Genomic DNA, 14,232 nt, shown 5'->3' on the forward strand with positions numbered 1-14,232 from the left:
GGAGATCTGCCCCCTTTCCCCCTTTCCCCCTCTCCCCCTTGGGGAGAGGGCTGGGGTGAGGGGTGGCTTTTGAAATAGACGTAAATTTTTGCCGAACTCGGCTCTGCCATAAATCTAATAAATTCGGAGTAGTCGCTCATGGCTCGTTTGCAACGCACCCTGTCATTGGGTTCGGTGGTGCTGTTCGGCATCGCCTACATGACGCCGATCATCGTGCTCGGCACCTTCGGCATCCTCGCGCAATCCACCGCCGGCATGGTCCCGGCCGCTTACCTCGCGGCGCTGGTGGCGATGTTTTTCACCGCCATGAGTTACGGCCGAATGGCCTCGGCGTTCCCGGTCGCTGGCTCGGCCTATAGCTATGTCCGCAAGGCGATCAGCCCGAAACTCGGTTTCATCGCCGGTTGGGCCGTGCTGCTCGATTACCTGTTCCTGCCGATGGCGATCTGGCTGATCGGCGCGGCCTACCTCAACTCCGCGTTCCCGGCCGTGCCGCAGTGGATCTGGGTGCTGGTGTTCATCGGCATCACCAGTGCGATCAACATCGTCGGCCTGAAACTGGCCAACGGCATCAACGCGTTACTGATGCTGGTGCAGTTCCTGGTGCTGATCGCCTTCGTTGCGCTGTGCGTCCATTACGTCGGTGGCGATGCGAGCACGCCGTTGTGGTCGGTCAAACCGTTCTTCAACGGTGACATGCAGATGCCGCTGATCATGAGCGGTGCAGCCATCGCCTGTTATTCATTTCTCGGGTTTGACGCGGTAAGCACCCTGACCGAAGAAACCCGCGACCCGCGCCGCACCATCCCGCGAGCGATCATGCTGATTACCCTGATCGGCGGGTTGATCTTTGTCAGTGTGTCGTACTTCGTGCAGATCGCGCATCCGTCGTTCCAGTTCGACAGCGTCGACTCGGCGGCCTATGAAATTGCCCGCAACATTGGTGGTGACCTGTTCGTGTCGATCTTCCTGATCGGCCTGATCGTCGGCCAGTTCGCGTCGGGTTTGTCGGCTCAGGCCAGCGGCTCGCGGCTGTTGTTCGCCATGGGCCGCGATGGTGTGCTGCCAAAATCGTTCTTCGGCACTTTGCATGAACGCTTTGGCACGCCGGTCAACAGCATCCTGTTGTGCGCCGTGGTCGCGTTGCTGGCGCTGAAACTGGACGTCACCACCTCGACTTCGTTCATCAACTTCGGCGCGTTCCTGGCGTTCAGTCTGGTAAACCTGTCAGTGATCTTTCACTACTGGATCGGCGGTGAGCACAAAGGGCTGCGTGAATTCGTGTTGTTCCTGCTGTTCCCGTTTATCGGTCTGGCAGCGGATTTGTGGCTGATGGTCAGCCTCGATCACCTGGCGATCTATCTGGGCCTGAGCTGGCTGGCCATTGGTGTGGTGTACCTGGCGGTGCTGACTGGCGGATTCCGTCGCCAGCCACCGGAGATGGATTTCCAGGAAGCCACCTAATTGTCTGACTGCTAAAGAGCCTGTGGGAGCAAGCTTGCCAGCTTTGATTGGTGAATCGGCAACTGGACCCGAAACGTGGTCCCCACGCCAACTTCACTGCGCACCGTAATATCCCCCCGATGTTTTTTAACGATGCCATAGGACAGGGACAACCCTAGCCCTGTCCCCTGGCCCACCGGTTTGGTGGTGAAGAACGGGTCGAAGATTTTTTGCAGGCAGTCCGGCGCAATGCCGGCGCCGGTGTCTGCGACCTCGATCCACACCGTTTCCGCTTCAAGCCCGGTGCGCAAGGTGATGGTGCCACGCTCCGGGCCGATGGCCTGAGAGGCGTTGACGATCAGGTTCATGATCACCTGATTGATTTGCGAAGGCAGGCATTCGATGTCGGGTAGGTCCTGATAGTCCTTGAGCACATCGGCCTTGTACTTGAGTTCGTTGGCGACAATGTTCAAGGTCGATTCAATGCCCTGTTGCAGATTGGCCCACTGCCATTCCTGATTGGAGTCCACCCGGGAGAAGTCCTTCAGGTCCTTGACGATCTGCCCGACCCGGTTGATGCCGTCCTTGGATTCCTTGATCAGCAGCGGAATGTCCTCGCGCAGGAACTCCAGCTCGACCCGTTCGCGCAGTTGGTTCAAACGCTCGATGAGTTCGCTGGAGCCGATCGCCTCTTCCGCATCCCGATAGGCGTCGAGCATTTCCTGCAGCTGTTTGAAGTAGCCATCCAGGGTGCCGAGGTTGGAGGAAATAAAGCCGATAGGGTTGTTGATTTCATGGGCGACGCCGGCCGCGAGTTGCCCCAATGACGCGAGTTTTTCCGATTGCACCAATTGGGTTTCCAGCTGTTTGCGCTCGTCGATTTCCCGCTGCAACTCAACGCTGGTTTCTGTGAGCTGCCGGGTTCGGCGCTCGACCATTTGCCCTAAATGGTCCACCTGCACGCTCGCCCGTTCGGTCATGTCCCATTTGGTCAGCAAGGTGTTGGCCATCTGCTGGACTTCAATATTGTCGAACGGCTTTTTCAAAATCAGTAGTCGATCATGGGCCTGCAATCGATCGAGCAATTCATCCCAGGAATAGTCGGAATAGGCGGTGCACACCACTACTTGCAGGCGCGGGTCGGCCTGCCACAAATGTTCGATGGTTTGCGCACCGTCCCAACCCTCGGGCATGCGCATGTCGACAAAAGCCAGGGCGTAGGGGCGGTTTTCCTGCAAGGCCCATTTGAGTTTGCCCAGGCCTTCCTGGCCGCCATAGGCCGAGTCCAGCTCGAACAGCGCCCTGGTTGATTTCACTTCGCTGCCAAACAGCGCGGCCTCCATCTCGTCCAGTTCGACGGTCTGCTCCGGCATGGGCGTGAGGATCTTGCGGAAGTCCACGTGAATGGACGGGGTGTCATCGATCAGCAGAATGCGTCGGTTCGAAAGCTCGCTCATGCTTCCTCCGGTACGGTTTTCAGCGGGATCTGCAACGTGAACAGTGCGCCCTTGCCCGGTCCGTCGCTATGGGCGGTGAGGTGGCCGTTCATTTCGATGGCGGCCAGGGCGCAGCTGTGCAGGCCGAAGCCATGGCCTTCCTTGCGGGTGGTAAACCCGTGGGCAAAGATGCGCGTCATGTTTTCCTCGGCGATGCCTTCGCCGTCGTCCTTGACGCTGACTTGCAGGGTCTTGTCTTCGACGATTTTGACCCCCAGGGTCATTTGCCGCGGGCGATTGCTGAGGTCGGACATGGCGTATTTGGCGTTGCTGATCAGGTTGATCAGGATCAGCAACAACCGGTGTTTGTCGCCCATGACCCGCGGCACATCGCCGTACTCCTTGACCACCTGGACGTGGTGCCGGGTCAGTGCGCCGGAGTTCATGCGCAGAGCGTCCTCCAGCAATTCGCTGATGTGCAGCGGTTCCATCAGGCTGTTGGCGCCCGCGTAGGATTGCTGGGTGGCGACGATGTCCTTGATGTGGTCCACGCTTTTGGTCAGCTGGGCCAGTTCGTCGGTCATGCCTTGTTGTTCCAGGGCTATCGCGTCCACCAGTTGATTCAGGTAACCCGGTAGCAACTTGCCTTTCGCGTCCTCGGTCAGAAAGGTGCCGAGGTCGCCTGGATGTTCGTTGATCAGCTGCATGGCCTTGCCCAGGCCCTGCGCTTTGCTGGCGCGCAGTTTGCGGGTCACCAGGTCGGCCGAAATGTTCACGCTGTTGAGCACGTTGCCGACGTTGTGCAGCACATTGGTGGCGATCTCGGCCATGCCGGCCTGACGCGCGGTGTCGAGCAGTTCGCTCTGGGTATCCTTGAGTTCGCGGGTGCGCTCTTCAACCCGCAGCTCCAGGTCGTCATTGGCGGTTTGCAGGGCTTTGTTGACGCGATTGATCACGGTAAAACTGCGCATCAGATGTATCGCCAGGTACACCAGCAGCAGCACCAGCAGCACCGAAAACACCAGCATGTAGAAGTGATAGCGCTGGTCGACCGCATCGGTCCGCTGCTGGTCGGAGTTGAGCAGGTTGGTGATATCGTCCAGGCGTTCGGCCACGGGAACGGCTTCGATGTTTTCCAGCAACCGATTGACTACGGGTTGTTCGCGCAGGATCAGCGCGATGTGGCTGCTCAGAATATCGATCGGGCTGTGGAACGGCTCCGGCAGTCGCAGTTTGTTCACCCCCAGTTTGCTCAGCCCGAGCAGGATGTCGGCGGCCTTGTCATCGGAAGTGACCTGCGCGAACTCCAGGCTGCTGAGCAGCAAGTCATACGTGTCGGTGGCGATGTTCTGAAGTTGCAGTTGGTCCGCATCCACCAACCGGGCCAGCTGTTCCTGAATGTCGTCCTCGGCGGTGGGCAGGAACGCCAGCGAGTTGCGCAGCACGGCGTTGTGAGATTTGAACTGCTCCACCAACCGGGTCTTTTCCTGAATGGCGGTCAGGTAGGCATCATGGCTGGCGCGCCAGGTAGGCGATTCGGTGCGGCCGTGGTTCGACGCCATGGTGTCGAACCGCTCCCAAAGGGTCGTTATCTCGGTCAGTGGTGAGACCAACGGATCGTAGTTGTGACTGATGGCGATCCTCGCCTTGAGGATTTCGGTTTCCCATTGTGCGTTCAGCTGCTTGATCTGGCCGATCAAGTCACGGGATTCGGCGTAGGTCGTCGTCTGGTTCGAGCTGGACTTGAGGTACAGGAACAGCAGCAACGAAGCCAGCATCACGGCCACGACGCTGAGCAACACCAGGTTGCGGCGGTTAGATGTTTTCATAAAGGCTTGCCTCCCCATTCACCGGTCAGGGTTTTGAGGAATTTAACAATCAGGGTTTTGTCCTCGGCGGAAGGAACACGCCCGAGCTGGAACTTGAACATCACGTCCACCGCGTCTTCGAGAGTCTTGGCCGAGCCGTCGTGAAAGTACGGTGCTGTCACGGCGACATTGCGCAGGCTCGGGACCTTGAACACGTTGCGGTCCTCTTCGTCTTTGGTGACCAGATAGCGGCCCAGGTCGGCTTCGGTGGGGTTGCCACGTTTCAGGAAGTAATCGCCCATGACCCCGAACTTCTGGTACATGTTGCCGCCGATGTTTACCCCTTGGTGGCAGGCGATGCAGCCGTACTCCTTGAAGCGTTGGTAACCGTACTTTTCTTCTCTGGTGAGAATGTCGGTATCGCCCATCAGGTATTGGTCGAAACGCGAGTTGGCACTGATCAGCGTGCGTTCATAGGTGGCCAGGGCATTCTGCACATTGTTCATGGTCACGCCGTCCGGGTAGGCGTTGGCGAACGAGGCGTGATAAGCCGGATCGGCTGTCAGCACCTCCACCACATGCTCCCAGTTACTGCCCATTTCACTGGGGCTTTGCACCACCCCGTGGATCTGGGTTTCCAGGGTGCCGGCGCGGCCGTTCCAGAATTGCCGGAAATTCAGGCTGGAGTTGAACACGCTGGGGGTGTTGATCGTCACTGGAACACCGTTGAACCCGATGGAAAACGCCTTGTTGTCGGCACCGCCGTGTTCCAGTCGATGACAACTGGCGCAGGACAGTGAGTTGTTGACCGACAAGCGTGTCTCGTTGAACAACTGGCGACCGAGTTCGACCTTCAGCGGATTCTGCTGGGGCACCGCCGGCAGTGGTTTGAGCGGTTCATCCAGCGGCGCGGCGCCAGCGCTCAGGCAGAGCCCGAACAACGGCGCCAATAGCAGACGGTGAAAAGAAGGCGACATCTGATGATTCCTTGGCGTAGGGCCTGTGTGTCGTTGCGCATCGTTCACGTGGCTGCGGATGAAGAGGGTTTCACCGACCCCAGATACCGGACGAAGGCGTCCGGCTCCACGGCTTTGCTGAAGTAGAAACCCTGGCCTTCCTCGCATTGATGGGCCTTGAGGAAATCCAGTTGTTCGAGGGTTTCCACCCCTTCGGCAATGATGGTCAGCTTGAGGCTCCGGCCCAGGCTGATGATGGCGCTGACCAGGGCGGCGTCGTTGCTGTCGCTGCTTAAACCGCGAATGAACGACTGGTCGATTTTCAGCACGTCGATGGGAAAACGCCGCAAGTAGCTCAGGCTGGAATAACCGGTGCCGAAGTCATCGATGGCCAGTCGCACGCCCATCACCTTGAGCCGGGTCAGGGCATTTACCGTGGTTTCGACGTTCTGCATCAACACGCCTTCGGTGATTTCCAGCTCCAGCAAGGCCGGTTCCAGACCTGTTTGTTTGAGTGTCTGTTCGATGCCGTCGACAAAGTCCCGCTGACGGAAATCGATGGCCGACATGTTCACCGACATACAGATCTTCGGCAGCCCCGCGGCCTGCCAGGCGCAGGCTTGTCGACACGCCTCGGCCAGCACCCATTTGCTCAACGGCACGATCAAACCGCTGTCTTCGGCCACACTGATGAACTCTGAGGGGTAGACCAGGCCGTGCCCCGGTTTTTGCCAGCGAATCAACGCCTCGGCCCCGACCACCTGGCCACTGCCGAGGTCCAGTTTGGGCTGGTAATGCAGGACAAATTCGTTGCGCTCCAGCGCCAGGCGAATGCCGCTCTCGATGCTTTGCTGATCCCGGGCGCGCTGGTTCATCTCGTCGATGAAAAAACTGAAATCGTTCGGGCCGCTTTCCTTGACGTTGCGCATCGCGGTTTCGGCTTTCTTGATCAGCGCGATGGCATCGAAGCCGTCGTCCGGGTAAATGCTGATGCCCAGGCTGGCGGTCACGCTCAGGTCGTGGCCGGCAATGTGCTGGGGCGCACGGATGGCGTTCAAGAGTTTTTCGGCGATGCCCTTGGTCTGCTGGGGATGGCGGACATCGGCGAGGATCACCACGAATTCATCGGAACCATAGCGGAACACCGAGTCGGACTCTCGCACCGTCGCCACCAGGTTGCGCCCGACCTGTTTAAGCATTTCGTCACCGGCCGGATGGCCCAGGGCATTGTTGATGCGCTTGAAGCGATCGAGGCCCAGAAACATCACGGCCAGTTGTTTGTCATGGCGCCGGGACAGGGCCAGAGACTGGTTCAGCCGGTCACCGAGCAATGTGCTGTTGGGCAGCTCGGTCAGTACGTCGTACTGCAACAGGTGCGACACCTTGAGCAATTCGTGGACCCGCGCCTCAATGGTTTGCTCCAGGCTCAGGACCTTCATCGCCGCGTCCTGTGCCATCTGCCATTTCCAGGTCAGGGCACTGGCCATCTGGCGGATTTCCAGGCTGTCGAAGGGCTTTTTCAGCACCAGCAACTGGTCGCCGAACTCCAGCCGTTCGGCCATGTCTTCCCAGGTGTAATCGGAAAAGGCCGTGCACAACGCGATTTGCAGGTGAGGGTCGGCCTTCCACAGTTGTTCGATGGTTTCCAGGCCGTCCCAGCCCGGTGGCATGCGCATGTCGGTGAACGCCATGGCATAGGGACGACCTTCGGCCCGTGCGCGCTTGACCAGTTCGAGGGCTTCCTGACCTTGATAGGCCGAGTCGAGCTGGAACGTCAGCCGATCAACCTGCAGCGTGCCGAACAAGGCTTCTTCAGCGCCGGCCAGGGTCTGTTCGCCGTCGAGCTCTTCACCTTCGATCTCAGGGCCAAGAATCTTGCGAAAATCCTCATGAATCGAGGGCGTGTCGTCGATGATCAAGATGCGCCGGTTAGTCCGCACGAAAGGCGTTTTCATCCTTTGTCCTCCGTGAAGCGTGGCGGGTTCTCCAGAATCGGCCCGATGTCATGGTTCGGGGGCACGATGCTGCCGGCTTTCAGCAGCTCGGCGGCCTGCTGGCTGCTGACCGCTTTGCTGAAGAAGTAACCCTGGGCGTTCATCGGTGAACCGGTGGCCATCAGCGAGCTGCGCTGCTCCTGGGTTTCGACGCCCTCGGCAATGATGCCGATCCCGACTTCGCGGGCGAAGTTGATGATGGCGCGCAAGGTGTTCGCGCTGGCCGGATCGCGGGCGGCGGTGTCGATGAAGGCCTGAGCGAGTTTCAGGTGATTGACCTGGTAGGTCTTGAGGTAGTCGAACGAGGAGTACTCGGTGCCGAAGTCGTCGATGGCGATCTTCACGCCCAGTTCACGCAGGCGCGGCAGCACATCGTTGTGGGTCCATTTGGTCTGGGCCAGCGTCGCTTCTGTGACGTCGAAGCGCAGGTCCCAAGGGCAGAGTTCCCAGCGTGCGGTGGTGCGCAGCACGTCATAGATCAGTTCGGGACCACTCTTGAGTTGGGCCAGGGACAGCTTGATCGCAATCACCGGCGGCGCCATTCCTTCGTCGCGCCATTGGCGCATTTGCTGGCAGGCGCGATCCAGCACCCAGTGACCGAGCGCGACGATGGTGCCGGTCTTTTCCGCTGCGGGCAGGAACGCCGAGGCTTCCAGTAGACCGCGCTCAGGGTGGTTCCAGCTGACCTGAGCTTCCATGCCGAGGATTTTTCCGCTGCTCAGGTCCACTTCCGGCCAGTAATGCAGTTCGAGTTCCTGGTGTTCAATGGCCGCTCTCAAGTCGCTGGCGATGGTCATGCGTTCGACCACCTCCTGATTGATCTCCTCGGAATGGAAGTGGTACTGGTTGCGACCCTTTTCCTTGGAGCGATACAGCGCCATGTCGGCCTGGGTCAGCAGGCCGTCGGCGCTGGTGCTTTCCGGGGTGCAGCTGCTGATGCCGATACTCACCGAGACCCGCACATCATTGCCGGCCAGGGAGTAGGGCATTACCAGTGTGTCGCGGATCTTGGCGGCCAGGGCTGCGGATTGGGTCGGGTCGCTGACGTCCAGCTGCAAGATCGCGAACTCGTCACCGCCGAGGCGGGCAACCACATCGTTTTCGCGCACACAGGCCTTGATCCGGCGTGCAACCTCTTGCAGCAACAGGTCGCCCACCGGATGGCCGAGGGTATCGTTGATGCGTTTGAAGTGATCCAGGTCCAGGTAAAACATGGCGAACGGTGCTGCCCCCCGACGAGCAGCGGCGAATGCCTGGTGCAATCGCTCGATCAGCGTCGCACGGTTGGCCAGCCCGGTCAGCCCGTCGGTGCGGGCCAGCAGGGCGATTTTCTCTTCGGCCAGTTTGCGTTCGGTGATGTCGATGATGATGCCTTCGACTTCCAGCAAACGGCCTTCATCGTCGCGCACCGGGATGTAGCGGTTTTCGACCCAGCGCCAGGCTCCTTCGCCAGTGCGCATCCGGAACTCGATGGAAGCGCCCGCCGCATGACGGTCCAGCACCCGGGCCATGGCGGTGTCGACCTTGGTTTGATCATCGGGATGGATCAGTTCCTGGGCCCAGTTGGCCGAGGCCACGAGGTTCGCTGCGATGTGACCGTACTTGGTGATGTTGTGCGAGATGTACATCAGCGGAAACGACGGTTCGCCGCGCAATCGATACAGAATGGTGGGGCTGTTCTGCACGATGATGTTGGCGTCGGACAGCTCTCGGGTGCGTTCTTCGACCGCCTGTTCGAGCAGCGACATCTTCAGCTCTGCGTCTTCGGTCATTTGCCACTTGGCAGTCAATGCGCTGGCCATCTGGCGGATTTCGATGGCATCGAAGGGTTTTTTGAGAATCAGCAGGCGATCGCCCAGTTCCAGGCGTTCGTCGATGTCTTCCCAGGAATAGTCGGAATACGCGGTGCAAAGCGCCACTTGCAGCTTGGGATCGACCTGCCACAGCCGTTCGATGGTTTCCAGCCCGTCCCAGCCCGGCGGCATGCGCATGTCGATGAAAGCCATCGCATAAGGCATGTCGTTGGCCAGCGCCGTCTCGACCTTGTCCAGGGCTTCGAGGCCCTGAAACGCCGAGTCGAGTATGAAACTTTGCAGCGATAACGCCGCAGGGGTGCCGAACAGGGCGTTTTCAGCGCTGATCAGACTGTCGTCATCGATCGATGGCGGGCTGAGGATCTTGGCGAAATCCGCATGAATTGAAGCGGTGTCGTCGACGATAAGAATTCGCCGGTTGGTCCGTGCCAACAGCGCATTTATCGACATACGCCAGTACCGGCAGCAGTTTGATGCGGTGTTCTCATAGGGGGCTTCCTTTCCCTGATCACCTGGCCGAACGTACAGATTATGGATCCGAGTTACCTGAGCATAGTCCTCAGTCCAGCACTTCGCGCAACTCAATGAGCTGAATCATTTCCGTTGGCGGGCTGAAAATCATCTAGCCTGTAGCTCAGGCTCCGGCAATAGGGGATGTTTGCCTCGGGACCTGCCACAACGATGTGCCCGTTTCACTTGAGGTGACGCCATGGAAGAGCAACTCCCCACGACTTTGAACGATAAACCCAAGGTGCTGCTGGTCGATGACGAGGAGTCAATCCTCAACAGCCTGCGTCGCCTGTTACGCAGCCAGCCCTACGAGTTGCTGCTGGCCACCAGCGGTGCCCAGGCGCTGGAGATCATGGAGCAACACTCCATTGACCTGGTGATGACCGACGCACGCATGCCCAACATGGACGGCGCCACGCTGCTGGCCCGCATCCATCAGCTTTACCCGACGACCACCCGGATTCTGCTCACCGGCTACGCGGACATGCCGACGATCATCAAAGCGATCAACGAAGGGCAGATTCACCGCTACATCAGTAAACCCTGGAACGACGAGGAAATGCTCCTGACCTTGCGCCAGGCCCTGGCTCATCAACATTCCGAGCGCGAACGCCAGCGTCTGGAGCAGTTGACCCGGTTGCAGAACGACCAGTTGAAGTCGCTCAACATCACCCTGGAAAAACACGTCGCCGCCCGCACCGCCGAACTCCAGCAGACCGCCGACATGCTCGACCTGGCCTACGAAGAGCTCAAGCACAGCTATGTCACCGGCACCGAGGTGTTCTCGCTGCTGGCCAACCTGCGCTTGCCGCCGGCCAAACAGACCAACCGCCAGATCATCGAACTGGTGCGGGTCTACTGCAAACTCCATGGCCTGGACGAGGGCACCAGTCGCGACCTGACCATGGCCGCAGCGCTCTACAACATTGGCAAACTGAGCTGGACCGACAGCATGATGACCGCGCCCGCGGACCTGCTGCACCACAACGATCGGGAGCGCTATCGCGGTTATCCCAAGCAGAGTGAATCGCTGTTGATGACGCTCGACCCGATGAAGGATGCCGCTCGTCTGATTCTTCACCATCAGGAGCGCTGGGACGGCAGCGGTTTCCCCGAACGGCTCAAGGGCGAGGCGATTCCGTTCGGTTCGCGGCTGCTGAAACTGGCGGTGGATTTCATCGAGTTGCAACGCGGGCTGATCCTCGAGCGGCAGATGAACAGCGATGAAGCGCTGGTCTACATCCGCAGCTACGCCGGGCGACTCTACGATCCCGAGTTGGTAGAGGATTTCATTCAGGTCTGTGCCGCGTACCTGAGCGATGTCTCGTTGGCCGATCCGTCGGTCAAGGTGCTGACCACGCGGGAAGTGACGGCGGGCATGATCCTGGCGCGCAACCTCAATGCCGACAACGGCATGCTGCTGCTCAATGCCGGCAAGGTGTTGAATGGGCCGCTGGTGGAGAAGTTGATCGCCTTTGAAGCCATGGAAGGCGCGAAATACAGCATATTTGTGAAGGTGCCAGAGGACGTTGCGGTTCTCGAGGCTAGTTAGGTCCAGGCGCTGTACTCGTCCAATGTGGGAGCGAGCCTGCTCGCGATGAATACAACGCGGTTTTTCAGGTACACCGCATCATCGTTCATCGCGAGCAGGCTCGCTCCCACAGAGGGCTTGGTAGATGTTTTTTTCGGCGTGACGACACACCGAGACTCATGTGATCCTTGCGCCTTTTCCCAAGGACGATCCTGATCCATGACGCTGTCATCCGCTTCTTCACCCCGCCTAATCCGCATCGCCGCTGCCCTGTTGATCGGCCCGGACGGTCGCACTCTGTTGGTCCGCAAGCGCGGCACCGAAGCGTTCATGCAGCCGGGGGGCAAGATCGAAGCCCATGAGCAACCGGTCCACGCGCTGGCCCGTGAACTGGAAGAAGAATTGGGGCTGGTCATCGATCCGGCCCACGCCACTTATCTCGGGCAATTCTCGGCACCGGCCGCCAACGAGCCCGGCTTTACCGTCCAGGCCGAACTCTTTCAGCTGACCATCGATTCAGACGTTTCGCCTGCGGCAGAGATTGAAGAAGTTCGCTGGATCGACCCGGCCACCGACGGCAATGTCACGCTGGCGCCATTGACACGGGACCTGATCCTGCCGTTTTATCGAGCCTCGCTCACCGAAACTGCCTGATTGTTCCCGGACGAAGGACTGCCCATGATTCCGCTTCAAGACTTGCTGATTTTCGCCGCTGCCGCATTGCTGATGGTGCTGACGCCGGGGCCGAACATGATCTACCTGATCTCCCGTTCGATCTGCCAGGGGCGTAAGGCCGGTGTGACGTCGTTGCTCGGCGTGGTCGCGGGGTTTTTCGTGCACCTGTTCGCGGCTGCTGCCGGTTTGACCGCGGTGTTTCTGGCGGTGCCGATGGCCTACGAAGTGCTGAAGTGGGCCGGCGCGCTGTACCTGATGTGGTTGGCCTGGCAAGCCGTCAAACCGGGTGCGCGTTCACCGTTCGAGGCGCAGCAGTTGCCGCCGGACTCGTCGCGCAAACTGATTACCATGGGCTTTCTGACCAGCGCCCTGAACCCGAAGATCGCCGTGTTTTATTTGTCGGTGTTTCCGCAGTTCATCACGCCTGAGCATGGCTCGGTGTTCACTCAAAGCATCACGCTGGGTCTGACTCAGATCAGCGTCAGTTTCGGCGTCAATCTGCTGATCGCGCTGTTCGCAGCCGGCATCGCCTCCTGGTTTGTCAACAACCCGTCCTGGCTGGCGGTGCAGCGCTATTTCATGGGGTTCGTGCTGTCGGCGCTGGCGGTACGACTGATGCTGGAACAACGACGGATGGCTTGAACATGTGGATTGAACGGCTTGATGCCAGTCATGCCCTGGATTATCGGGCGCTGATGCTCGAAGCCTACGACCTGCATCCCCAGGCGTTTACCTCCAGCGTGCGCGAACGCGCCGTGATGCCGTTGAGTTGGTGGGAATCACGCCTGAGCAGCAAGCTGGACGTGGTGTTCGGCGCGTTCGAAGGCGGAGAGTTGGCGGGCATCGTCGGCCTGGCTTTCGAGCCTCGGGAAAAGGCCCGGCACAAGGCGACATTGTTTGGCATGTACGTGTCGGGCAAGGTCCGGCAACGTGGGGTCGGTTATCACCTGGTGCAGGCCGCCCTGGCTGAAGCGCAAGACCATAAAGGTCTGAGGCTGATCCAGCTGACCGTCACCGCCGGCAACGACGCTGCGTTCAACCTGTACCAGCGTTGCGGCTTCATCCAGTTTGGTCTCGAGCCTTTGGCGGTGCGGGTAGGCGAGGACTACTTCGACAAGATCCACATGTGGCGCGAGCTCTGCTAGCGAACGGCGCTGACCCCATCCAGTGTCGAGAACGACGTGTCCTTGGCTGTCAGCAAAAAGTCGCGCATGTACGGCGCATCCAGCATGTCGGCCCGAATCCCGGCGTACAGCGTCGCAAACAAACCTTTCTCGCCCAGCCGCTTGGCCTTCACATAACCCCGTGAGCTGTATTCATGCAGCGCCCAATGGGGCATGCCGCACACGCCGCGACCGCTGGCCACCAATTGCATCATCATCACCGTCAGTTCCGACGTGCGGACCTGCGCCGGTTCGATATCGGCCGGTTCGAGGAAACGGGTGAAGATGTCCAGCCGATCACGTTCCACCGGGTAGGTGATCAGGGTTTCGGTGAGCAAATCTTCCGGAACGATGTAGGCCTTGCTCGCCAACCGGTGCTGGTTGGCCACCGCGAGCATCGCTTCGTAGGTGAACAACGGCACGTAAGTGATTCCGGCCAGTTCCAGCGGATCAGAGGTCACCACCAAATCCAGATCGCCGCGGGCCAGCGCCGGCAATGGGGCGAATGAGAACCCTGAGGCCAGGTCCAGTTCGACTTCCGGCCAGGCATCGCGGAACTGGTCGATGGTCGGCATCAGCCACTGAAAGCAACTGTGGCACTCGATCGCCATGTGCAAACGCCCGGCCGTGCCACCGGCCAGCCGCGCGATGTCGCGCTCGGCACCTCGCAGCAACGGCAGAGTGGCGTCGGCCAGTTGCAGCAGACGCAAACCGGCGCTGGTGAAGCGCACCGGTTTGGTCTTGCGCACGAACAGTGGCATGCCCAGCCGTTCCTCAAGCTCCTTGAACTGATGGGACAGGGCGGACTGCGTCAGGTGCAAGCGGTCGGCCGCATCCACCAGGCTATCGGCTTCGCGCAAGGCGTGCAGGGTCTTCAGGTGACGGATTTCAAGCACCGGGGG

The 14,232-nt window shown here is 59.8% G+C and carries 11 protein-coding genes and 1 pseudogene; 5 read left to right on the forward strand and 7 right to left on the reverse strand.

The features are described 5' to 3' along the window. Positions 1–138 precede the first annotated feature (138 nt). Complete coding sequence (locus tag ACA056_RS05295; RefSeq protein WP_497271027.1) at positions 139–1,464, forward strand: APC family permease; 1,326 nt, start codon at positions 139–141, stop codon at positions 1,462–1,464. A gap of 11 nt (positions 1,465–1,475) precedes the next feature. On the opposite strand, the gene ACA056_RS05300 is transcribed toward ACA056_RS05295, so the two are convergent. The 6 genes and pseudogenes from ACA056_RS05300 to ACA056_RS05325 all read right to left on the reverse strand — a co-directional run bounded on the left by ACA056_RS05300 (position 1,476) and on the right by ACA056_RS05325 (position 9,901). Beyond that, a complete protein-coding gene (locus ACA056_RS05300) occupies positions 1,476–2,162 on the reverse strand; it encodes an ATP-binding protein (protein WP_497273493.1) in 687 nt (228 codons plus the stop codon). 57 nt (positions 2,163–2,219) lie between these two features. Further along, positions 2,220–2,306 (reverse strand): annotated as a pseudogene (locus ACA056_RS05305) (hypothetical protein); the annotation flags it as partial. A 590-nt stretch (positions 2,307–2,896) separates the two neighbouring features. Beyond that, positions 2,897–4,708, reverse strand: a complete 1,812-nt coding sequence (locus tag ACA056_RS05310; protein ID WP_497271029.1) for a DAHL domain-containing sensor histidine kinase — start codon at positions 4,706–4,708, stop codon at positions 2,897–2,899. Next, on the reverse strand, positions 4,705–5,664 hold the full coding sequence (locus ACA056_RS05315) for a cytochrome-c peroxidase (RefSeq protein ID WP_497271031.1): 960 nt from the start codon (positions 5,662–5,664) through the stop codon (positions 4,705–4,707). Before ACA056_RS05315 ends, ACA056_RS05310 begins: the two co-directional genes overlap by 4 nt. A gap of 44 nt (positions 5,665–5,708) precedes the next feature. Further along, entirely contained in the window at positions 5,709–7,598 is a 1,890-nt protein-coding gene (locus ACA056_RS05320) for a putative bifunctional diguanylate cyclase/phosphodiesterase (RefSeq protein ID WP_497271033.1), read from the reverse strand. Then, positions 7,595–9,901 carry an EAL domain-containing protein gene (locus ACA056_RS05325; RefSeq protein ID WP_497271035.1) on the reverse strand — a complete coding sequence of 769 codons (2,307 nt, stop codon included), beginning with the start codon at positions 9,899–9,901 and terminating at the stop codon, positions 7,595–7,597. The genes ACA056_RS05320 and ACA056_RS05325 overlap by 4 nt, the downstream gene beginning before the upstream one ends. A 259-nt stretch (positions 9,902–10,160) precedes the next feature. Here ACA056_RS05325 and nosR point away from each other — a divergent pair, with 259 nt between their 5' ends. From nosR to ACA056_RS05345, 4 genes are all read left to right on the forward strand, one after another. Continuing rightward, on the forward strand, positions 10,161–11,513 hold the full coding sequence (nosR, locus tag ACA056_RS05330) for a response regulator c-di-GMP phosphodiesterase, NosR family (protein ID WP_497271037.1): 1,353 nt from the start codon (positions 10,161–10,163) through the stop codon (positions 11,511–11,513). 198 nt (positions 11,514–11,711) lie between these two features. Continuing rightward, positions 11,712–12,146, forward strand: coding sequence for an NUDIX hydrolase (locus tag ACA056_RS05335; protein ID WP_497271039.1), 435 nt, complete (start codon positions 11,712–11,714; stop codon positions 12,144–12,146). 24 nt (positions 12,147–12,170) lie between these two features. Beyond that, positions 12,171–12,809 carry a LysE family translocator gene (locus tag ACA056_RS05340; RefSeq protein ID WP_497271041.1) on the forward strand — a complete coding sequence of 213 codons (639 nt, stop codon included), beginning with the start codon at positions 12,171–12,173 and terminating at the stop codon, positions 12,807–12,809. 2 nt (positions 12,810–12,811) lie between these two features. Then, complete coding sequence (locus ACA056_RS05345) at positions 12,812–13,312, forward strand: GNAT family N-acetyltransferase (RefSeq protein ID WP_497271043.1); 501 nt, start codon at positions 12,812–12,814, stop codon at positions 13,310–13,312. Here the strand turns inward: ACA056_RS05345 and metR are convergent. Continuing rightward, positions 13,309–14,226 carry a transcriptional regulator MetR gene (gene metR, locus ACA056_RS05350; RefSeq protein WP_131060908.1) on the reverse strand — a complete coding sequence of 306 codons (918 nt, stop codon included), beginning with the start codon at positions 14,224–14,226 and terminating at the stop codon, positions 13,309–13,311. The genes ACA056_RS05345 and metR overlap by 4 nt on opposite strands. Between the last annotated feature and the right edge of the window lie 6 nt (positions 14,227–14,232).

This window comes from Pseudomonas sp. LBUM1666, from assembly GCF_059695775.1.